The 22,352-nt window shown below is 50.5% G+C and carries 16 protein-coding genes; 14 read left to right on the forward strand and 2 right to left on the reverse strand.

From position 1 onward, the window contains the following. Positions 1–354: 354 nt before the first annotated feature. The gene (locus ACJJIL_RS18860) at positions 355–1,065 is read right to left on the reverse strand and encodes a Crp/Fnr family transcriptional regulator (protein WP_413664353.1); all 711 of its coding nucleotides are present in this window, start codon (positions 1,063–1,065) and stop codon (positions 355–357) included. Between the two features lie 345 nt (positions 1,066–1,410). On the opposite strand from ACJJIL_RS18860, the gene ACJJIL_RS18865 reads away from it, so the two are divergent. The 4 genes from ACJJIL_RS18865 (at position 1,411) to ACJJIL_RS18880 (ending at position 8,896) form a co-directional block, all read left to right on the forward strand. Beyond that, the gene (locus ACJJIL_RS18865) at positions 1,411–2,625 is read left to right on the forward strand and encodes a TonB family protein (RefSeq protein WP_444934863.1); all 1,215 of its coding nucleotides are present in this window, start codon (positions 1,411–1,413) and stop codon (positions 2,623–2,625) included. A gap of 154 nt (positions 2,626–2,779) precedes the next feature. Next, positions 2,780–4,843: a M13 family metallopeptidase gene (locus ACJJIL_RS18870; protein ID WP_445360500.1), complete on the forward strand. Its 2,064-nt coding sequence runs from the start codon at positions 2,780–2,782 to the stop codon at positions 4,841–4,843. Between the two features lie 169 nt (positions 4,844–5,012). After that, positions 5,013–6,899: an MFS transporter gene (locus ACJJIL_RS18875; RefSeq protein ID WP_444912099.1), complete on the forward strand. Its 1,887-nt coding sequence runs from the start codon at positions 5,013–5,015 to the stop codon at positions 6,897–6,899. A 173-nt stretch (positions 6,900–7,072) separates the two neighbouring features. Beyond that, on the forward strand, positions 7,073–8,896 hold the full coding sequence (locus tag ACJJIL_RS18880; protein WP_444912098.1) for an MFS transporter: 1,824 nt from the start codon (positions 7,073–7,075) through the stop codon (positions 8,894–8,896). Positions 8,897–8,953: 57 nt separating this feature from the next. On the opposite strand, the gene ACJJIL_RS18885 is transcribed toward ACJJIL_RS18880, so the two are convergent. Next, entirely contained in the window at positions 8,954–10,885 is a 1,932-nt protein-coding gene (locus ACJJIL_RS18885) for a cytochrome c/FTR1 family iron permease (RefSeq protein WP_445360501.1), read from the reverse strand. A gap of 171 nt (positions 10,886–11,056) precedes the next feature. Between ACJJIL_RS18885 and ACJJIL_RS18890 the strand changes: the two genes are divergently transcribed. The 10 genes from ACJJIL_RS18890 (at position 11,057) to ACJJIL_RS18935 (ending at position 22,171) form a co-directional block, all read left to right on the forward strand. Then, positions 11,057–11,536 (forward strand): glutathione peroxidase, encoded by a 480-nt coding sequence (locus ACJJIL_RS18890; protein ID WP_282934317.1) that lies wholly within the window; start codon positions 11,057–11,059, stop codon positions 11,534–11,536. Continuing rightward, positions 11,536–12,015 carry a MarR family winged helix-turn-helix transcriptional regulator gene (locus ACJJIL_RS18895; RefSeq protein WP_444912096.1) on the forward strand — a complete coding sequence of 160 codons (480 nt, stop codon included), beginning with the start codon at positions 11,536–11,538 and terminating at the stop codon, positions 12,013–12,015. The genes ACJJIL_RS18890 and ACJJIL_RS18895 overlap by 1 nt, the downstream gene beginning before the upstream one ends. Positions 12,016–12,397: 382 nt before the next feature. Beyond that, positions 12,398–13,933: a 2-isopropylmalate synthase gene (locus tag ACJJIL_RS18900; protein WP_445360502.1), complete on the forward strand. Its 1,536-nt coding sequence runs from the start codon at positions 12,398–12,400 to the stop codon at positions 13,931–13,933. Then, complete coding sequence (locus tag ACJJIL_RS18905; protein WP_445360503.1) at positions 13,934–14,722, forward strand: uracil-DNA glycosylase family protein; 789 nt, start codon at positions 13,934–13,936, stop codon at positions 14,720–14,722. It abuts the gene before it with no gap. Next, the gene (gene rimI / locus ACJJIL_RS18910) at positions 14,719–15,195 is read left to right on the forward strand and encodes a ribosomal protein S18-alanine N-acetyltransferase (protein ID WP_445360504.1); all 477 of its coding nucleotides are present in this window, start codon (positions 14,719–14,721) and stop codon (positions 15,193–15,195) included. The genes ACJJIL_RS18905 and rimI overlap by 4 nt, the downstream gene beginning before the upstream one ends. Before the next feature lie 123 nt (positions 15,196–15,318). Continuing rightward, positions 15,319–16,701, forward strand: coding sequence for an MATE family efflux transporter (locus ACJJIL_RS18915; protein ID WP_445360505.1), 1,383 nt, complete (start codon positions 15,319–15,321; stop codon positions 16,699–16,701). A 201-nt stretch (positions 16,702–16,902) separates the two neighbouring features. Continuing rightward, positions 16,903–18,213, forward strand: a complete 1,311-nt coding sequence (locus ACJJIL_RS18920; RefSeq protein WP_444959311.1) for a YHYH protein — start codon at positions 16,903–16,905, stop codon at positions 18,211–18,213. A gap of 442 nt (positions 18,214–18,655) precedes the next feature. Then, positions 18,656–20,020, forward strand: coding sequence for a YHYH protein (locus tag ACJJIL_RS18925; RefSeq protein ID WP_444959310.1), 1,365 nt, complete (start codon positions 18,656–18,658; stop codon positions 20,018–20,020). Between the two features lie 30 nt (positions 20,021–20,050). Continuing rightward, complete coding sequence (locus tag ACJJIL_RS18930; RefSeq protein WP_445360506.1) at positions 20,051–21,598, forward strand: YHYH protein; 1,548 nt, start codon at positions 20,051–20,053, stop codon at positions 21,596–21,598. Between the two features lie 30 nt (positions 21,599–21,628). Beyond that, positions 21,629–22,171, forward strand: coding sequence for a hypothetical protein (locus tag ACJJIL_RS18935; protein ID WP_444895231.1), 543 nt, complete (start codon positions 21,629–21,631; stop codon positions 22,169–22,171). Positions 22,172–22,352: the final 181 nt, after the last annotated feature.

The raw sequence follows: 22,352 nt of genomic DNA on the forward strand, positions 1-22,352 counted from the left end.
GCCAATACATTCATAACTTACTAAACCTGTTGGGCAATGATGCGCCATCGCAAAAGGGGTCTTAAATCCAATCGAAGGGATCTGCGATAACAACTGAAGCGAAGCGATTTTTACACAATCACAGCGACTTATAAAAAGCTCCGCTGTGTCCTACTCGAATTCTGTCAATAAATACGTAGTTAATGTCGGGCAAATGAAATATACGAGTGATCTACAAATTTAGACTGGAATCAGCAGATAGTCCCCCCTTAAGAAAGGTGTACACATGTGCCAATAAAAATAAGTACAAAGAGGAGGGGGAGCAGTCAGGAGCGAGGAAATAATTCTCTCGCCCTTGGTTTGAACGGGAAATCTCTACGACAGCATAGATTCCAGAAATCCAAGCATGTCGGATTCATCATCAACCAGCTCACCAGAACCAAACTCCGCATTCCAGTCGAGCAGAATTTGAGCCAAAGCTTTCGCCTGTTCCGCTAAGGCAATTAACTCTTCCCGGCTATTTTTTGGTCCCGTATAAAGTTTCAGCTTTCTATGGCTATTCGCCAACTGATGCCCCGGATACTTGGACCTATAGACCTCCAGTTTCCAACGCAATGAATGCACCATATTGCGATAGAAAACCAGTTTTGCTGGCAACTGTAAAAGTGATAAGTCTTCCAGGTCACCAAACAGCGTACAATCAACGCCCAGAACCTGAGTATCCTGGCTATTATTCGCGGCAAATACATCGGCACTGCGGGGCTCCGCCAATAGCATCGACAAATCACCAAATAACTCACCTGGACGTATTACCGCCAAAGGACGTTCATTTCCCGGAGCCTCCTCAGCTGCGGGACTGTTCACTTTCACATGTAACTCACCGCGTAACAAGAAGTAGACCCATTGATCCACATCCCCTGCACGCAGCAGCTGTTCACCCGACTGAAGGCTGACCAACCGGGAGCGCTTTAACAATACATCGTATTGCCACTCACTCGAGGCACGAATATCCCGAAATAGATGGATGACATTGAGAAGGCGATCCACAGCATCCCGTGGATACTCGCTAAGAGGTTTAATTTCCATGCACAATTCAAATTTAGTGAAAACTATTCCATTTTCCTGAAAAGAGTGGCCTAAGCCACTCTGCAAAGTGCCATTCTAAACGATATCGACCTAGCACACCTGTTTCTAAGTGTGACAATCGTTTCCGTACCAACCCCTTATCTTGGGCGAATGAGGACAGTCTGACCTTATCAGGCTTGAACTCCGTTCCAGTTACAGTAGAGTTAGGTGTAGTGAGTAGTACATTGTACTCTCACAAGCTTTGGGCGCGCACTTTTTAATCTGACTTGTGTGCATTGGGGTTGGGGCCCCTGAATTCTTACTTAGCGGAACATTTTGCTCCTGCTACTGAGACACCGTAGAACAATGAAATCGATAAAAATTGTCCTCTCTTTTTGGGTGTTTACATTTGCTCTCACTGCGAAAGCTGCACCACTTTTAAACGGTCTTGCACTAGAAAAACAATTTAATAAAGACATTTATATCGCTGCAATATACTCGGAAAATCTAACCCGGGATTCCAGCACACTACTCGATAACAATATTCCTCGGCGCTTGGAGGTTCGTGTTATCACCAAAAGTCTGCCGGCACGGCGACTCCGCAATCAATGGATGGAAGCCATTGCGATTAACAACCGCGGAGATACGCTCAGCAGTCAGGCAGAAAACATGGTGACCTTTGCCAACCTGTTTAAGGGGCGCTTTGCTCACGGTGATCAATTGAGTATCGAGTTCGCCGCCGATACCGGCTCGACAACAATCTCCCTCAACAGTATTCGACTTGGAGAGATTGCTGACCCCGACTTCTTCAATACCTTGCTACGAGCCTGGATTGGTTCTGTCCCTCCCTCTACTGACTTTAAAGATGGGTTGCTTTCCGCCGGCCAAGTGTCAGGTAGCCTGGTAACTACATTCGAGTCCCTGGCCCCAACAAGCGAGAGAGTTGCCGAATTACAACTCAAGCAAATAAGCCAGGAAGAGGCCACTGCCGCCGAAGAGGCGCCAACTGAAGCCACTAAACCTAAACCGGCTATTGAAATTGCTGATCTTCCGCCTCCAACTCTAGCCCTAGCCGCAACCGCTCCCGCAGCAGCGGTTGTAACTGAGGCTGATAGCATTCAAGGGGACAGTGAACAGGGACCTCAACCGGAAGGGGCCGTTCCAGTACAAGCTGAGGATGAGATTGAGCTTATTACAGTCCCCCCCGAGGATGGCCCGCTCCTGGCTGCAGATGCCGAAGATATGATGGAAGAGGAGGAAGAGGCTCCCCTGACGGCTGATATGATTCTGGCACGCCAGATCTACCACTCCAGCTTGCTGCGTCACACCTTCCGCTACATTCGCTATCCCAAACGCGCCCAAGAGCGGGGCCATGAAGGCAGTGTACGCCTAAATGTGACTATTGATTCTCAAGGCCAGGTACGAGATATCCAGCCGATACAAGAATCCCGTCATGCCAGCCTTAACCGGGAGGCCCAAGCTGCTGTACGCAGAGCTGGACCCTACCCTGGAGTCCCTGCGCAGCTAGGTACAGATACTTATAACTTTTCTATCCCTATCACTTTCCGCCTACCAGATTAAATAGCTACTCAACTTGTGCCAAAAGCCCCGCGATGCGGGGCTTTTGGTTAAACTCACTCCAACGCAACTTGTCCCCAGCTAGGCGCAGCCCTCTTGCCCCAGCTCACCCCCTGCTTTTAGTATGCTCGGCGGATATTCAGCCAAAAGAGCAAAAATGAAAAAGTTACTATTACCACTCGCTATTGCCGGTACCCTGGCGGGAACCCAGTTCCCTCTGTTTGCTGTCGCTCACGACCACTCCACCGGTAGTAAAGCTACCGCTGAGCAGGTTCAGCTTTCCTCGGGTATCGACCTGGGCGCTATGGATACCAGTGTACGGCCTCAAGACGACTTCTTTGCTTATGTAAACGGCACTTGGCTGAAGAATACTGAAATCCCTGCGGACAAGTCCCGCTGGGGTGGTTTCTCTATTCTGAGAGATCAAAGTACCGAGCAAGTCAAAGCTCTGATTATGGAAGCCAGCCAAGGAGCCAAGAGCGCCGATGCCAAGCAAATCGGAGATCTCTACAACAGCTTTATGGATAAAAAGCTGATCGAGAAAAAAGGGCTCTCAGCTGTTTCTGACGAACTCGCCAAAGTCGATGCAATTAAGAACCGCAAGGATCTTACCGATTTCTTCGCCTATGCGGATACCGTCGGCTACGATGTACCATTTGGCGGAAGCATCTGGCAGGACCTGAAGCAAGTAGAAAACTACATGACTTTCCTATGGCAGGCAGGCCTTGGACTCCCTGATCGCGACTACTACTTCGAGGACACTGAGAAGAGTAAGAAACTCCGCGAAGCCTATGTAACCTACCTCACTGATCTTCAAGGCCTCGCAGGACTTAAAGAGGCTGAAGACTTTGCCAGCAAGATCTTCAAACTTGAGGAAAGTTTGGCAAAACACCATCGCAGCCGCGTTGATAACCGGGACCCGGAAAAGTACTACAACAAGAAAACTGTTGCTGAACTTAAAGAGCTAATGCCCGTTGTAGATTGGGACAGCTACCTAGCCAAAGCCCAATTGAAGAAAGCAGATAGTTTTATTATCGGCCAGCCTGAATACCTGGAAGCGGCCAATGAGATTATTGCCAATACTGAGCTGGCAACCTGGAAGCGCTACCTGAAGGTCAAAGTGCTTAATGCAATGGCGCCCTACATGCATGACGAAATCGCACAACTGCGCTTCGACTTCTACGGCACCACTGTTCACGGTATCGAACAGATGGAGCCCCGCTGGAAGCGCGGCGTGCAATTTGTCAATGGTTCTGTAGGCGAGCTGGTCGGTAAGCGCTACGTAGAAAAGCACTTCCCGCCCGAAGCCAAAGAGCGAATGGTTGTACTTGTGGACAATCTGAAGGCCGCCTACCGGGAATCCATCGAATCCCTCGAGTGGATGGGCGAAGATACCAAAAAGCAGGCTCTGTTTAAGCTAAGCAATTTTTCCACCAAAATCGGCTACCCAGACAAGTGGCGTGACTACAGTAACTTGACAGTTAAATCCGATGACCTGATTGGCAACGTTCTGGCAGCTAACTTGTTTGAGTCCTCTTACGATCGCAATAAGCTGGGCAAGCCGATCGATCGCGATGAGTGGGGCATGAGCCCACAGACGGTGAATGCTTACTACAACCCAGCCATGAATGAAATCGTATTCCCTGCAGCGATTCTGCAACCACCATTCTTTAATATGAATGCGGATGATGCAGTCAACTACGGCGGTATCGGCGGTGTAATCGGCCACGAGATTGGGCACGGGTTCGATGATAAAGGCAGTAAATTTGATGGACGCGGCTATCTCAACAACTGGTGGACCGACTCCGACCGTAACAATTTTGAGCAGCTGACCAGCAAGCTCGTATCCCAGTACAACGCCTACGAACCGCTTGAGGGTGAACACATCAACGGCGAGCTGACCCTGGGCGAGAATATCGGCGATTTATCAGGCCTGGGAATTGCCTATAAAGCTTATAAAATGTCTCTAGATGGCGAAGAGGCACCTGTTATTGACGGCTTTACCGGCGATCAGAGGGTGTTTATGGGCTGGGCTCAGGTGTGGCGCAGCAAGATGCGCGATAAAGCCCTCAGTGGACGTTTGAAGGTAGATAGTCACTCTCCCGCTGAATATCGTGTGAAAGGCGTACTACCAAATATCGATGCCTTCTACGAAGCATTCGATATTAAGGAAGGCGACGGTATGTACCTGCCTGAAGAGGAAAGGGTAACTGTCTGGTAAACCGGTACCCTCACCTGGCCGCCCACGCGGCCGGGTTTCCCTTCAACCAATTCTACCTCTCCCCCAACAACCCCTAATCTAGCGTACCAATTTACCCTCTATCATGGGGATACCTCCCGTCGGCAGTATGACTTACCATTAGCTCACTTAAATAAGAAGAGAGTTGCCAATGGCTAACCAGTCTCAGTTTCATCTTCTCACTAGCCGCCGCTTTTTGCCGTTCTTCAGCACCCAATTCCTGGGCGCCTTCAATGACAATGTTTATAAAAACGCCCTAATTGTCATGATCGCCTTTCGCCTGGTGGAAAGTGAAGCAAACGCACTAATTAACTTGGCTGCTGGTTTGTTTATTCTTCCCTTTTTCTTATTTTCTGCCTCCGCCGGCCAGATCGCGGACAAATACGACAAGGGGAGGTTAATACGCTGGATTAAGCTAGGAGAGATCGCTATCGGTGCACTGGGTGTTTTCGCCCTTTTTAGCGGAAGCAACGCACTCTGTTTAACTGTGCTCTTTCTCTTGGGCATACAGTCCGCCTTTTTTGGCCCGGTGAAGTACGCGATTATCCCTCAACACTTGAAGCGTTCCGAACTGATAGGGGGCAATGCTCTGGTGGAAATGGGGACATTTGTGGCCATTTTAACGGGAACAATTGTCGGTAGCCTACTCGCAGGCCTCACAGGCCATGGGCAACAGGGAATTCTCTACTTAGGCCTGGTAATTATGGGCGCAGCTACCCTGGGATATCTGGCCAGCCGCTCAATCCCCGCAGCGCCAGCCCCCACACCCAATCTCAAAATAAACCCTAACCCCATTACTCAAACCCATAAAATACTCCGTGCCAGCGCGAATACTCCCTCAATTTTCTACTCCATTATTGGAATATCTTGGTTTTGGTTAATGGGGGCGGCCTATCTGACACAAATTCCCAGTTTTACCAAGAATGTCCTAGGTGGCAGTGAATCAGTGGTTACATTACTGCTGTGCAGTTTTACCATTGGTATTGCCATTGGGTCCTTAATCTGCGAGCGCCTCTCCAGTGGATTTATTGAACTTGGCCTGGTGCCTGTTGGTGCTGCTGGACTTACCATAAGTGGTATCGCCCTGGGTATCGTCGGGGGAAACTTTGCAGAACTCCATGAAGCCAGCTTTACCGCATTTCTAAGTACCGATGGTGCATACTCTCTTCTCAGTTGTCTGGTACTACTGGGGATGTTTGGGGGTCTTTACATCGTTCCTCTGTACACCATGATCCAGGATCGATCCGACCCGGCAATTCGTGCACAAATTATCTCCGTAAACAATATTTTGAACGCCCTCTTTATGGTGGCTTCAGCGCTACTTGGAATTCTATTCCTCAATATGCTGGACGCGACCATACCGCAGTTCTTTCTTGTTATTGCCCTTATGAATGCGGCGGTCGCCATTTTTGTGTTCGCCAAAGTGCCAGAATTTGCTATGCGCTTTTTGATCTGGGCCCTTTCCCACACCATGTACCGGGTAAAGCACCAAGGGCTTGAACAGATACCCACAGAGGGACCAGCCCTAATCGCTTGCAATCATGTGAGTTATGTTGACGCACTATTACTCGCCGGCGCTGTCCGCCGTCCTATCCGCTTTATTATGTACAAGCCCATTTATGAAATTCCAATTTTGCACTTCGTCTTCAAAACAGGCAGGGCAATTCCAATTTGCTCCAAGCAGAAAGACCCCAAAGGGTATGAACAGGCTTTTCAAGCCATTGAGGACGGGCTAAAAGATGGAGATCTTCTCTGCATATTCCCCGAAGGTCAGTTGACGAAAGACGGAGAACTACAGCCATTTAAAGCAGGCATAGAAAAAATTCTGGAGAGAACCCCTGTCCCTGTAATCCCTATGGCCCTCCAAGGTCTCTGGGGAAGCTTTTTCAGTCATAAAGGCGGTCATGCCTTCACTACATTGCCCAAGCGTTTTTGGTCGCGGGTGAGCGTCGTTGCCGGCAGGCCTGTCGAAGCAGCCGGTGCCAAGGCAGAGGCTCTATACCGCCAAGTGCTGGGCTTGCGCGGAGAGAAACGCTAGCCTCCCCTTTTTCTTGACCAACAAGGATATGTGCCTACTTCACTGGTAGGCACATAAATTCTTCTCCTCCCTCAGGATGCCAGCCCCTCCTTAAATCATTCCGATCACCTATTCTGATAGCGAGAATAGAAATACATAGCTGCTAAGGGCGGCACAGGGACGAAGGCCTAACCATGGCTCAAAGCAACCAGTTCAAGCTCCTCGCCAGTCGCCGCTTTATGCCACTGTTTCTCTCACTGTTAAGCAGTGTTTTTAATGACAACCTGTTTAAAAACTCCCTGCTAGTCATACTGGCATTTCATTTAGCCAAAGCAGAAGCCAATACACTAATTAATCTCGCCAGTAGCCTTTATGTCATACCGTATTTTCTATTTTCACTCGCCGCTGGACAATTAGCTGACAAGTATGAAAAGGGTCGAGTCATAAGAATTATTAAAGCCGCCGAAATACTAATCGGTATCCTCGGGGCCATTGCGCTACTCACTGATGACCGAGTTTTAAGTTTCATTGTATTGATACTTTTTGCCACCCACACAGCTTTCTTTAGCCCTGTCAGATATGCCATCTTACCTCAGCACCTAAAGCAATCAGAATTGCTTGGAGGAAATGGTTTAGCCCAAGTTGCATCCTTTTCCGGAGTACTCGTTGGAACAATTGTCGGCACCCTCCTAGCCGGTGATGTGGGCCAGGGAAAACCTGGGCTGTTATATCTGAGCTTGGTGATGGTCACTGTCGCCGTACTAGGCTATCTCGCCAGTAGGGCAATCCCTCCGGCTCCTTCCTCAGCCCCCAATTTAAAAATAGATTGGAACCCCATCAGCCAAACGCTGAGAATTATGCGGGAAGTGATTAAAACACCCACCGTTTTTTACGCAATTATTGCAAACTCCTGGTTCTGGTTATTTAGCACGGCATACCTAACCCAGGTTCCCAGCTTTGTAAGAAATGTGCTTGGCGCCAGTGAACCAATAATCACGATTCTACTCTGCTGCCTAACTGTTGGCGTTGCTATAGGCTCACTAATGTGTGAGAGCTTGTCTCGCGGGCGTATTGAACTGGGCTTGGTGGCAGCCGGCGGGCTGGGAATGACGGTGGCGGGACTTTGGTTGGGCATCCTATCGGGAAACTATCAAATGCTCTCCAACGCATCCCTTAGCCAATTTCTACAGAGTGATGGTGGACTGACCATCTTATTTATCACGACTTTTATTGGCGTTGCCGGCGGTATTTTTATCGTACCGCTATACACTATTATTCAGGAAAGAACAGCAGAACAAATTCGCGCGCAGGTTATCTCTGTAAATAATGTCCTTAATGCCGTATTTGTAGTCATTATTTCTTTTTCTATTATTGGGCTACTCGGGCCTGTGGGCATGACAATTCCCCAGGTATTTACCCTGCTGGCCGTACTAAATTTCGCTCTTTTAGTACTCCTGCTTTTTCGAATGCCGGAAATGTTATTTGACACCCTTTCTTGGCTTATCTATATCCTGCCCAGGCGCACGAAATACGAGGGGACTGAGCAAATCCCTAGCGAAGGTTCAGCACTTCTAATTGCCCGCTATTCTAACCTGCTAACCCCATTTATTGTTAGCGGGGCAACGCAACGCAAGGTTCGCTTTATCCCCAGCGACGCCATTACTAACAGCCCTAGGCTTCACGCACTTTTACGCAAAAGTGACTATTTCCCCAAAAACTACTATGAAATCGAAGCTTCAGAGCTCAAGAGAAAGCACAATGCGATTCATAAGGCAGAGGCAACCAGGGATCTTCTGTGCATCCTGATTGAAGAAAGCAGCAGGAAAGAAATTACAGAGCTTGTCACTCTGCTCAAGGAAAATTTTCAAAGCGCATCATTGCCACTTATCCCTCTATCGATCCAAGGTTCGTTTAGCTATAAACGAAACCTAAAGACAACAGTACAGGTTGGCAGCCCAATACCGCTTGCAGAAATTTCTCCAGAACTGCTATTCGATAACCTGAAGGGTGCCGAATAAAGAGGGGCGGCCATTAAAAATAGGGTACCCACAGAGTTGCGGGTACCCGAAAGCCATTTAGGCCGCTTTAGCGGAACTGGAATCCGAGCGGCCGCCTTTCAGTAGCAACCACAGAGCGACAACCAGTATTGCCCCCTGAACACCAACACCTTGCCAAGTCGGATAGATACCCAACCAGTCGAAGCTGAGATTTACCGGCAGCGGGGAAATCGCAATCCACGCCGCTTCTTGCAGTGCCGCGACTGCCTTGCCCGCAAGAACAAATGACAACGCCAACAGTAAATAGGTCGTCATGGAGAAGAACTTGCCTATAGGCAAGCGAGCAGAGAAGCGCACAAAGGCAACGCCCAACACAACCAGCGATATCGCACCGGCAGCGAGGCCACCCCATAGGGCGCTGTACTGGCTGGAAGCTGTTTGCACCAATAGGGCCTGGTAGAACAGGATGGTTTCAAAAATTTCGCGGTACACAGCGACAAATGCGAGACCGGCGATGCCCCACAGGGCGCCAGCGCTAAGGCTGCGGTTGATACTGTTCTGGATATATTGCTGCCACTGATCCGCCTGGGTCTTACTGTGCATCCAGAAACCCACATAGAAGAGCACAACTGCGGCCAGAAGCGATGCGACCCCTTCCATAACTTCCCGGCTGGCGCCACTGATGGAAATCAAACTCTGTGCGGCAACCCAAGTAATAACACCTGCGACCGCAGCGCTGATCCAACCGAAGTGAACAAATTTCAACGCATCGCGACGACCGGTTTTTACCAGGATCGTTGTCAGTGCAATCACAACCAGCAGCGCCTCGAGACCTTCGCGCAGAAGAATCACCAAGCTGGCAATAAATAGTGCACCCGCAGAGAGAGTTGTCTCCTGCATTAAAGATTCGGCGCGCCCCAGTTGCTCAAGAATTACCTGTACCTGAGCCCTGACTTGCTCGGGATTACTATCGGCATTCAGCTGACTGCGCAGCCCGAGCAGCTCCCGTTCAGTGGCTTTACGCAGATCGGCGTCGAGGGAATCCAGAGAGCTCTCCGCCATCTCAAAACCGTCCAGGTAGGCACTAATAGCCAGGGTGCGAGCGTGATCGTAGTTACCTTCCTGGTAGGCCACCAGGGACTTTTCCAGTTGCGCACGGGCTATCTCAATCGGCTGGGTACCGAGGCTCTCCTCACCAGCAAAGAAGGGTGTGGGGTCGGCACGCAGGGAAGTAACTGCCGCGCCGGACAGTTCCGGGCGATCACTCTGCAGCACATTGGGGCTGTACATCACGATATCCTGCAAGCTCGGCTCAACGCCTTCGCCCTCCCCCACTTCACCTTGGAAAGCCAGGCCGCCAACATAAAATGCCAGGGACCAGCGCTGCTGCTCATTCAGGTTTTTGAAGGCGGTCATTGCAGTGCCATCGATACCGTTACTGATAGCATCGTAAAGGCCCAGCAGGGAGCGATTCTCAGCGCGCTCCAACTCGTAGAAGTTTGTAGGCGCCGGCTCCAACTGTGCCGCTAAGGGGCCATCCCCTTTACCCTCGATACCATGGCAGGTAACACACTGCGCCTGGTAGATAGCGCGACTCTCATCCACATTCAGCAATGCAGTGGGCAAAGATAGCGCGGGGGCGATAGACAGTAGCCCCTGACGCAACTTGGCGGTATGTGCCTGCACTTCCTGCACACTGGCCTTGCGAAGAATCGCCGCTTGCAGCGCATCCGCCTCGGTGCGGATCATCACCGCTTCCGGCGACTCTTGCAGTTGTGCGCCGCGATCGATCAGTACCGAGGCGAACTCCTGCATCTCTGCAAACTCATCGTCACTAATGATCTCCCCATCTGCCACCGCTTCCGGATAATCCACACCGATGTACTCTGCCATCTGCATCAGCTGGCGCAATTCCTGCTCTGATAGACCGGAGGCCTGGGCTTGGACGGGTAGAACCGTAATGGCCAGTAGCGCCACTAGCAGGCGGGCCAAGTGTAAGGTGAGGCGCATGGAGAATCCTTTACTGTTATTGCAAAAGGGTTTTATCAATCTGGCGCATAATATAATTGGTAATCATTCTCACAATAAAGCCTGCAAAAGGGCTACTCCCAAATAAAGCGGTTGCAAAAAAAATTGTGCACAACTAAATTTAGCAAAACACAAACCGTCGAGGCTCTCCCAATGACCGATCTCTACTCAATTCCCGTGCAAACCGCTGATGGGCAAAAGACCACTCTGGCCGATTACAAAGACAAGGTAGTGCTAGTTGTTAACACGGCCAGTAAGTGTGGCTTCACCAAGCAATACGCGGGCCTGGAGGATTTATATAAAAAATACAAAGACCGTGGATTTACCGTCCTGGGCTTTCCCTGCAATCAATTTGGCAAGCAGGAACCCGGTAGCGATGAGGAAATTCAGGAGTTTTGTGAACTGAACTTTGGAGTCAGCTTCCCCGTCTACGCCAAGCTGGACGTCAATGGCGATGAAGCTCACCCGCTGTTTGTGGAGCTCAAGAAACGTGCGCCGGGCCTATTGGGAACCGAGGGCATTAAGTGGAATTTCACTAAGTTCTTGATCGGTAAGAATGGCGAGAATGTTAAACGCTACGCGCCAAAGGATGCACCGGCATCCCTGGAGACAGAAATCGAGCGTATGCTCTGATGGTTGTCTGTGATGACGATTCCGGCGAGCTGGCACTGAACCGCCAGCTATGTTTTGCCCTCTACGCCGCATCCCGAGCCATGACCCGCGCCTACCAGCCGATGCTAAAGGAATTGGGGATCACCTATCCGCAATATCTGGTTTTAATGGTTCTGTGGGAGTGGGCCAACACCGAGGCGCCATCGGAAGAAGAGCAGAGCGTCAGTGCACTGGGGCAGAGGCTGATGCTGGATTCCGGCACCTTGACCCCGCTGCTTAAGCGGATGGAGCAAAACGGCCTGGTCAAGCGCCGCCGCAGCAATCAGGATGAACGGATAACCCTGATCACTGTGACAGAGGGAGGCCTTGCCCTTAAACCAAGAGCCAGAGAGTGGGTGACAGCACAGCTGGACAACAGCCGTATCAGCCGCAGCGAGGTAGAGCAACTACACGGAGACTTGTGGCAGTTTCTGCATAAATTGACCGATACCACCCTTTAATAGCGGACCCCATTGAAACCCTCAGTGGGGCAGCCCTTCAAAAAAAGGAAATAAACACTAAAAAATAGCCATCGGAGAAGATAATATAACAAAATAAGAAAATAATACGCCAATATTAGGATACACATTGACCTCTCGGTTGATTCCGCTTCATAATGCCCTGAATCCGACCTAATGCGGAAACTGTTGTATATGAAGACTCCATTTATCACTCAGCGCCAGTCTTTTCTTGCCCTAGCTTTCTCGCTACGACTGCCCCTGCGCGGCATATAATTTTTCTCCCCCCTACCCCCAACAGAATTCCAAACTTTATTTGAGCGATGCATAGACAGCGGCAAGGCCCCCTGTTTAGCCTCAAGGCAAATAAGGAGAACAAACGAAAATGAGCACAAAAAAAGATAAGTTAGTCATTTTTGATACCACTCTGCGCGATGGCGAGCAGAGTCCTGGCGCCTCTATGACGAGAGAGGAAAAAATTCGCATCGCCCGCATGCTCGAGAGAATGCGTGTCGATGTCATTGAGGCTGGATTCGCGATAGCCAGTCCCGGGGACTTCGAGTCGGTCAAGGCCGTCGCTGAAGCCGTTACCGAATCACGGGTTTGCAGCCTGGCCCGAGCGGTCAATGCCGATATCGTGCGCGCTGGCGAAGCCCTGAAGAATGCCAACGCCTCGCGTATCCACACATTTATTGCCACTTCTCCAATCCATATGAAATACAAGCTGCAAATGGAACCGGAAGCGGTGTTGCAGCAGGCAGTGAAAGCGGTTCAAACAGCGCGCAACTTTACCGACGATGTGGAATTCTCCCTCGAGGATGGCAGCCGCTCCGAGCCGGAATTTATGTATCGCATCATCGAAGCGGTTATCGCGGCAGGGGCCGGCACTATCAATATTCCCGACACCGTTGGTTACGGGGAACCGGAAGAGTATGGGGCTATGTTCCGCCGTGTTATCGAAAACGTTCCCAACTCCGACAAAGCCATCTTTTCGACCCACTGTCACAACGACCTGGGCCTCGCCGTTGCCAACTCCCTGTCAGCCGTGATGAACGGTGTGCGCCAAGTGGAATGCACCATCAATGGCTTGGGAGAGCGCGCCGGTAATGCCTCCCTGGAAGAAATCGTTATGGCAGTACAAACCCGCCAGGATCTCTACCCGGTAGAAACAGGGCTGGATACCAGCCACATCGTGCCCACTTCGAGAATGGTGTCGTCGATTACCGGCTTCCCGGTACAGCCCAACAAGGCCATTGTCGGCGCTAATGCATTTGCCCATGAGTCCGGTATTCACCAGGACGGTGTTCTGAAACACCGCGAGACCTACGAAATCATGCGCGCTGAAGATGTAGGCTGGGGTCAAAACCGCCTGGTTCTCGGTAAACACTCCGGCCGGGCTGCCGTCCGCGCCCGTTACGAAGAGCTGGGGGTAGATTTTGCCGATACCGAAGAATTCCAGCAGGTATTTGCCCGCTTTAAAGACCTCGCCGATAAGAAGCATGAGATCTTTGACGAAGATTTGCACTCTCTGGTGAGCGGAGGCGAGTCCCCAGTGGAACGGTTCCAACTGAGCGACCTGGATGTGCGCACCAAAATCGGCTCAGCCCCCCAGGCCTTTGTCAACCTCACCATTGACGGAGAGCCCCGACAGACTGAAGCCAGCGGTGGCGGCCCAGTAGATGCCACCTTCAAAGCTATTGAACAGCTGGTAAACAGCGGCGCCGACTTAAAACTTTATTCTGTAAATGCGGTCACCCAGGGAACAGACTCTCAAGGGTCCGTTACAGTGCGCCTGGAAAAAGACGGCCGTCTGGTCAATGGCGTTGGCGCAGATACAGATATCCTGATTGCCTCAGCACAAGCCTACATGGATGCGTTAAACTTGCTCGCCAGCAGTGAGAGTAAGAAACAGGGCGTATAAGTGAACGAGCTTCAGCGAGCGGAATATTTATCAGTACTTGGGGTTCCAAGCTATGTGCCCCGATTCGTATTGCCGCTCGCACCCGATCCTCGCCAGGCCGAACTGCCTCCCGCCGAAGAAGCTGCTGGGACTCAGCAGCCTCCGGTTGCAAGTGGAATAGCTCAAAACCCACTGCCCCACTCAGCAGATCAGATAATCACCCAGCCGGTGCAAAGTCCGGAGCGCAACGCCCGTGTGCTAGATGAAATAAGCGCTCTCACCGACCAGGCAAAACGCCCACAAGAGACGGTGGCAGTGACGCCGGCTCCTGTTGCCCCCCCCCAGCAAAGTGTTAAACCTTTTGTTTTGAACTGCTGGCGTATTGGGGAGGAACTCCTGGCCGTGGACAGCCACGAGCCCGGTGCAGCGCTTCCCCTGGAAGCCCTGTTCAACAGTATTCTCCGCGCCTTGCACTGGCACCAGCTCCCCCGACAACAGGAGCGCCTGCAATGGCCTTTAACAGAAAATCGCTTTGGTCCAGCCGAAGACGCCTCACAGGCTCGGGATACATTCTCCAGCTGGTTAGAGGCCTCTTATTCCCGTATGCCGGTTAAATCCATCTGGCTGATGGGCAGTGAGGCTCAAGATTTTTGCACTCCAATCCCTTTGGAAAGCCAGGTTGTCGAATGGCAGAAGGCCCGCTTAATTAGTACGCCCAGCCTCTCGCAACTACTGCGAGCCCCCGAACTAAAACGCCCCCTGTGGAATCTGTTGCGCACTAGTTATCCGACTGAAACCCGCGCAGAATGACCTATTTAAATTACACTGAGCTACAGTTGCGCTCCGCCATTGCCGACGACTGTGCATCTCTGGCCCAGTTGGCAAAAAGTGCCCACAGTCATCCGTGGAGTGAAGCCCAATACCAGCAGAGTCTCAGCGCCGGCCACTACTGCTGGGTCCTGATCCAAGGCGATGACATTATCGCCTGTTGCGTGATCAGTAGCCTGTTTGACCAGGCAGAAATCCTGGACATTGCCGTATCCCCAGTGCGACGCCGACAGGGCCTCGCCGAGGCACTACTAAACAGCGTGAAAACGGAATTGCCCAGCGAAATTGAGCGAGTTTTGCTCGAAGTGCGGGTATCCAATCTCGCTGCGCGCTCCCTCTATCGCAAACTGGGTTTCTCTGAAGACGGGATACGCAAAAATTATTACCCCGCGCAAAACGGCATGCGCGAGGACGCCGTACTCATGAGTCTCGCTCTGAATGACACTCAGTCGTAGAATGAGCCTCTCATTCGGAATTCCCGCCTTACCGACAAGGCCTTGAACGGCAGGCAACCACTCCTGCTCTGTAACACTATTCCCGACTTCCCAACCCCCTCGTTGGATTGACAAGAGTTATACATGTCTCTATCAAAAAGCAGCCCATCACTGCTGGAAGGTTCAGTTTCCAGTCACTTACAGAGACTGGCACTACCCATGGTCTGGGGAATTCTCGCCGCCATGTCCTTTAATATCGCCGATACCTATTTTGTCTCCCAGCTGGGCGATGGCCCCCTGGCGGCGATGAGTTTCACCTTCCCGGTAGTGATGGCCATAAACAGCTTTGCTATCGGTCTCGGCGCAGGTACTTCTTCGGCTGTGGCCCGGGTTTACGGCGCAGGGGATATAAAGAACGTTCGCCGCCTGGTAACTGACGCATCTGTACTGGCACTGCTGATTGCTGTTGTGATTACTGCAGTCGGCCTGGCCACCATGCGCCCTCTATTTGAGCTGCTGGGCGCCGGCCCCGATATGCTTCCGCTTATTGCCGATTACATGATCCCCTGGTATCTGGGAACCATCTTTGTCATTGTCCCGACCGTCGCGCTCGCTGCTCTTCGCGCCATTGGTAACAGCGCGGTAACCGGCCGTATTATGGTGGCGGTAGCCCTACTGAACCTGATTCTCGACCCCATTTTGATTTTTGGGCTTTTCGGCTTTCCCCGGCTTGAGCTCCAGGGAGCAGCTATCGCTACGATTATCGTGCGCGCCCTGAGCTTTATTGCTGCACTTTACTTCATCATCAAAAAAGAACACCTAATGACAGCCCCACAATGGCGGCTGAGCGGCCTGCTCGAATCCTGGCGCAAAGTGTTGGCTGTCGGGCTTCCCGCTGTGCTCACCAATGTCATTATTCCTGTATCGGGAGGAGTTGTCGTTGCACTCGTTGCCGTGCACGGCGAAGATGCCGTCGCGGGCCTGGGAGTCGCACTCAGAGTAGAACCCCTGGCACTTATTGTGTTTTACGCACTTTCCTCTGTGGTCGGCCCTTTTATGGGACAGAATGCCGGGGCGGAAAAGACCGACCGCCTGCGGGAAACCGTGAGCGTACTGGCAAGGTTCTGCCTGGTATTTGGAGCGGGACTGGCGGTGCTTCTCTACTTTGTTGCAGAACCTATCGTAAGTCTGTTCAGTGATTCCACTGAGGTTCTCGCCGTCGCTGTTGCCTACCTGACCCTGGTACCTCTCAGCTATGCCGGCTACGGCTTTGTGATGTCTGCCAATGCCGCATTCAATGGACTCGGGAAACCGCTGCCTGCAACTGTCATTTCTTTCCTGCGGGTACTGGGCCTATACCTACCCCTGGCCTGGATTGGAAACAGCCTGTGGGGCATGACCGGCCTGTTTGTCGCTACAGCAGCATCCAACCTGATTCTCGGCTTTGTTTCCTGGTGGTGGCTGCGCCGCGATACGCACCAGCGCACAGCAGAGACAACATCCAGCCCCGAGCTGTCAACCAACTGATCGATCTGTGGGCCGAACCACTCCTGATTCGGCCCACATCTATCCACCACCCCCAAAAACACAACAAAAGGAAATCAGTGCCTTAACGGGCAGCGTACACATTACTTCCCATTTTTACCGATAACTTCAAACTCCTCCAAACCCCGGCAGACAGCAGCATAGCCCGCCTTCTTCTTACTGCGAAACATGGATGGTGATTCGATGAGGCTTCAGGAGATTTCCCCCCTTCAAACCCGCACCCAATTAATCAGCGCACTGACAATACTTCTGGTCTGTGCACCTTTAACAGGGTGCGACAATGACGATTCAGATCCACCCCCATCAGATGACGATACTGGCGATGACAGCAGCCCCTGGGTGCTAAATATCGACGATGAACGGGCGCCTTACATCTACGAAAGCAATAGTAATGAGCAGGTCCTGGTCAATGTACAAAGCATCGAAACTGTCACTGTCGACGGCAGGGAATACACTCAAGTCACAGCATCCGGCATCCCGGATTATGAAATTGAAATCACCACTGCTATCTACGACGAGCTAATCAATCGCCCCAAAGCGAGCACCGACTTTGTCTACGGCAGCCCCACGGTACAAATTGGCGATATCGTGAGTTTTGGTCAGGATATCGGCTTTAGCAGCAATCCACATACCTGCTACGCCGAAGCGGGTTTTGGATTCTGGCCGCCGGGCCCGGTCTGCCCAGAAAATGTTTCCCACAACAGCTATTTTCCAACTGAGCCAGAGGTCTCGGAAGAAGACTGTGAGAGTGGACTCGGACCTCAGGGTTATTGGGTCAACGGAACCTCTATCTACCAGTGGAGCGATGGACAGTCTGTGAATGGCACCTGGCACACTTTGGCACCTGTCGCTGAGATGTACGATGTTGATATTTGTGGTGGACACGCTGCCCGGGGAGACTATCACCACCACTTCTACAGCGATTGCCTGGCAGACTTGGTTGGAGATACTGGAGATAGCCACTCTCCCGTCTACGGGTTCACCGCCGATGGCTATCCCATTTATGGCCCTTGGGAGGCCGAGGGTGTTCTTGCAATAAGTAGTTGGGTCACTAGAGACTATGACGATGCCGACTCTACTAGCGGCTGCGGGATTGCCGGCGAGCGCAGTTGCTTATTGGCAGATGAATACGATTTGTCACAAGGCACAAGTTCACTTGCCGAATCCGGCCCCAGTACCAGCGATACATTTACGTCCCTATCAGGCAACCTTTTTCAAACCACCAGCGGTTTTTTTTACGAAGACTATTACTGGGACTCCAATTTGACCGACCAGGAGGGCACTTATCTGGATCAATACAATGGGCACAGTGACAGCGAGCGGGGTTATCACTACCACCTAACGGTAGAACTGAATGATGAAGGGCAGCTGACCCCATCATTCCCCTATACCTTTGGGCCCCGCTTTTACGGCAAACTCGATGACCAGACAATTGTGAATGTTTGCTCCGATGAAGTCGGCGGAGGTTTTCCCCCTGGCCCACCGCCCATGTAACTAGGCCAGCAGAAAACAGCTTACCTATATCACCTATAAATCATTGATAAAGCCCCACGCCAGCCTGGAACCGGTTAAAGCTTCCAGACTGGCGACTCTCCCAAATACAGTCTCAGAATCCAGGTCTCTGCTTTCAGTAGCTGGCTTCACTAGATACAGCCAGCCAACTACTAGACCTTTTAGTCAAAAAAAATATCGAAAGAATAATATTTTATTTAAATTAAATACAAAGAAAGTCATTAACGAGATAAGTAATTTTCCAGCAAATAACTTTTTAACTGTTGATACCGAAAGAAAAGCCATCCTTTTGAACTTACGCACAAACTAGGCAGAAATATAGAGCCAATTTAACCCTTTGCAAATTAGGTTAATATTTATCCACATTTTCTCCACTTTTATCCGCTAATTTCTGGACTAACCCCCATCTAGTTCACGGTGTGCTATGAAATTAACGGAAATTTTTGACACGGACCGAAAGTCCATTTTGCCTTATGTAATATCTCTGGTATTACTTTCCGGCGTACTCCAGGCATGCGGTGGAGGCGGCAGCTCTTCATCTGATTCAGATTCGTCATCTGAAGATACTAGCGACAGCGGCTCAGATTCCGGTGACGATAATGGCGATGACGATTCATCAGATGATAGTGACAGCTCAGGCTCGAGCACCGATAGCGGGGTTTGGATTCTAAATACTGATGAGGAGCGCGCACCCTATATCTATGAAAGTAACAGCAATGAACAAGTACTAGTAAATGTTCAGAGCGTTGAATCTGAAACTGTCGACGGTAAAGAATACACTGTTGTATCAGCAACCGGTATTCCAAATTACACTATCGAAATTACACAAACTGTTCTCGATGCACTCCTGGAACGTCCAAAAGCATCCTCTGACTTTTTAACCGGCAGCCCCTATGTCAGCGTTGGTGATATTGTCAGTTTTGGGCAGGACATTGGATATAAAAGTAATTCGTCCTGTGGTGCAGAAGCTGGTTATGGCTTTTGGCCACCGGGGCCTGTCTGTCCTGAAAATGTTTCCCATGTTGGCTATTTTCCCGTTGAACCTGAACCTGCAACTGACAGTTGTGAAACTGGTTTAGGGGTACAGGGCTACTGGGTAAATGGAACCTCTATTTATCAATGGAGTGACGGGATGAGTGTTGATAATACATGGCATACACTCGCCCCCCTAGCTGAAGTCTACGACGTTGATATTTGCGGTGGTCACGCGGCAAACGGTGATTATCACCACCATTTTTACAGTGAATGCCTCGCAGAGATGGTCGGCGATATTGGTGACGACCACTCTCCAATTTATGGCTACACCGCCGACGGCTATGCAATTTATGGCCCTTGGGAAAGTGAGGGTGAATTAGCGGAAAGTAGTTGGGCTGTTCGAGATTACGATGATGCCTCATCCGAAAGTGGCTGTGGTGTCGCCGGCGAGCGCAGCTGCTTATTAATCGATGAATATGATATTTCCCAGGGCGTGGAAACTACTTCTAATACTGGCCCAACTACAAGTGATTCATATACCTCCGCGTCCGGAAATGAATTTGAAACAGCTGCTGGTTTTTTCTACGAAGATTATTATTGGGACGAAGAACTTACAGCTCAAGGTGGAGTCTATTTAGATCAGTACAATGGCCATTCGGATGATGAGCGAGGATACCATTATCATCTTACCGTCACTGTCGATAGCGATGGACAATTAATCCCCGCCTTTCCCTTCACTTTTGGACCGCGCTTTTACGGAAAATTAGATGATCAAACTGTTGTCAGCCGATGCTCAACAACCGTGGGGCGGTAACCAATAAAGATAAATTGAGGTAACTTTCTCGTGAAAATTAACGGGTACTTTCTTGCCGGCTCATTAGCCTGGCTAACTGCAGCCAGTGTTGTGGCTCAACCTAATCCCAACTCTGGGCATAACAACGATCAACGTTCGGTTAGGGAAGTACCTGTTCGCAATAGCAATGGAAGAAACTGGCAAAACAACAATTCTATAAATTCAGAAAACACTAGAAATAACACTGCAGATTCCTCCAGCGACTCAAACAGCAATACAGTTGAAGAGGAAAGTCCAACAGATACTACGGTAGATAATCCAACAGAAACAACTACCGACGAAACAAGCAATACATCGAATAATAACGAGGACACTTCTTCGGACGTTAACGAAGAGAATTCCGGCTCCTCAGATAATTCGACAATTTCAGGTAACGAGGAAAGCTCGGTAACAGAGAGCTCTGGTACTACCTGGATTATCAATTCAACTAACGAACGCGCCCCCTATATTTACGAAAGTAACAGTAATCAGCAGGTTCTGGTTAATGTGCAAAGTATTGAATCTGTAACCGTTGCCGGAAAGGAATATACCCGCGTATCTGCTACCGGTATCCCGGACTACCAGATTGAAATAACCCAGGAAATACTAGACGCACTCATCAGCCGTCCAAAAGCCTCTACAGACTTCGTCAATGGCTACCCCTTGGTACAAACTGGTGAGGTTGTTAGCTTCGGCCAGGACATCGGCTATCGCAGTAATTCCAGCTGCGGCTCAGAAGCCGGTTATGGCTTCTGGCCCCCAGGTCCCGTGTGCCCCGAAAACGTCGACCATGTAGGCTATATTCCTGCTGAGCCTGAGGCATCCACTGACAGCTGTGAAACTGGGCTCGGTGTACAGGGTTACTGGGTAAATGGAACCTCAATTTACCAGTGGAGTGACGGACAGTCAGTAAATAACACTTGGCATACCCTGGCTCCCATGGCAGAAGTCTATGACGTAGATATCTGTGGCGGCCATGCAGCTAACGGCGATTACCACCATCACTTTTACAGTAATTGCCTGGCTGAAATTGCCGGGGACACCGCCGATGGACACTCCCCTATCTACGGCTATACCGCCGATGGCTACGCAATTTACGGTCCATGGGAAGACGCAGGTGTGCTAGCTAAAAGCAGCTGGGCAATACGGGATTACGACGATCCCCGTTCAGACACCGGCTGTGGCGTTGCCGGGCAACGCAGCTGTCTGCTAGTCGATGAATATGATATTGATCGCGGCGTATCCAATACAAATAACACCGGCCCCACTACCAGCGGTAGCTACACCTCTCAATCCGGAAACGAATTTGAAACTCCGGCAGGTTTTTTCTACGAGGATTATTACTGGGATGAAGGCCTGACAGCGCGAGGTGGCGAATACTTGGATCAATTCAATGGACACACTGACAGTGAAAGAGGTTATCACTACCACCTGACAGTTACGCAGGATAACAATGGCCAACTAATTCCAGCTTTCCCATTTACCTTCGGCCCGCGCTTTGCCGGCAAACTGGATGACCAAACTATCGTCAATCGCTGCTCAACCACCGTTGGCCGCTAACTCATATTCAAGCTTGGGAGTAAGAGTTAAATGAAAATGCACAGGTTCTTTATCGCTGGGTCTTTGGCCTGGATTGTTTCAGCCTCTATGACCGCGTATGCGGCACAACCAAATCCTCACGCGGGCCACAATGGCGATCAGCATCCGGTGATAGAGATACCTCTGCATGTTGCCGCTCCCAGAATCGAACTGGACATGAGCCGCGACGATATGTCCGGCTATAACCTGCATATTGACTACGATCGGTTTGAGCTGGAATCCCCTCGCTTTGCCAATGACGATTCTGAGCAGTTTCTGGAGGGGCACGCCCACCTTTACATCAATGGGGAAAAAATCCAACGTCTTTATGGCTCAGATTTACATATTCCCGGAAAATTACTAAAACCCGGTTTTAACCAAGTCACCGTGACTCTCAATGCACACGACCACAGCACTTGGAGCCGCGGTGGAAAGCGAATACTGGCAACCTTATTTGTTCACCTCGATAAGAAAGAGCTGGTATTACACCGCTTTTCAACATCACCTATCGGGGGCAACAAACAAATAGCCAAAGTCAGCCGACCTGATAATTAGATTAAGACCTGGAATTTTTCAAAGAGAGAATTGGAGCTAATACCCCAAAAAATATTTAATTAATAGCCGGCCCACTAATTAAAGGCTACTTAGGCTATTTACAATAAAGCAATAAGATATTTTTGCCTGACTCACGGAGTATCGCTTTTGAACGCAGTGCACAAATCTGAAAAAAATTAAG

The sequence above is a fragment of the Microbulbifer maximicatervae (SeqCode) genome (assembly GCF_052468095.1).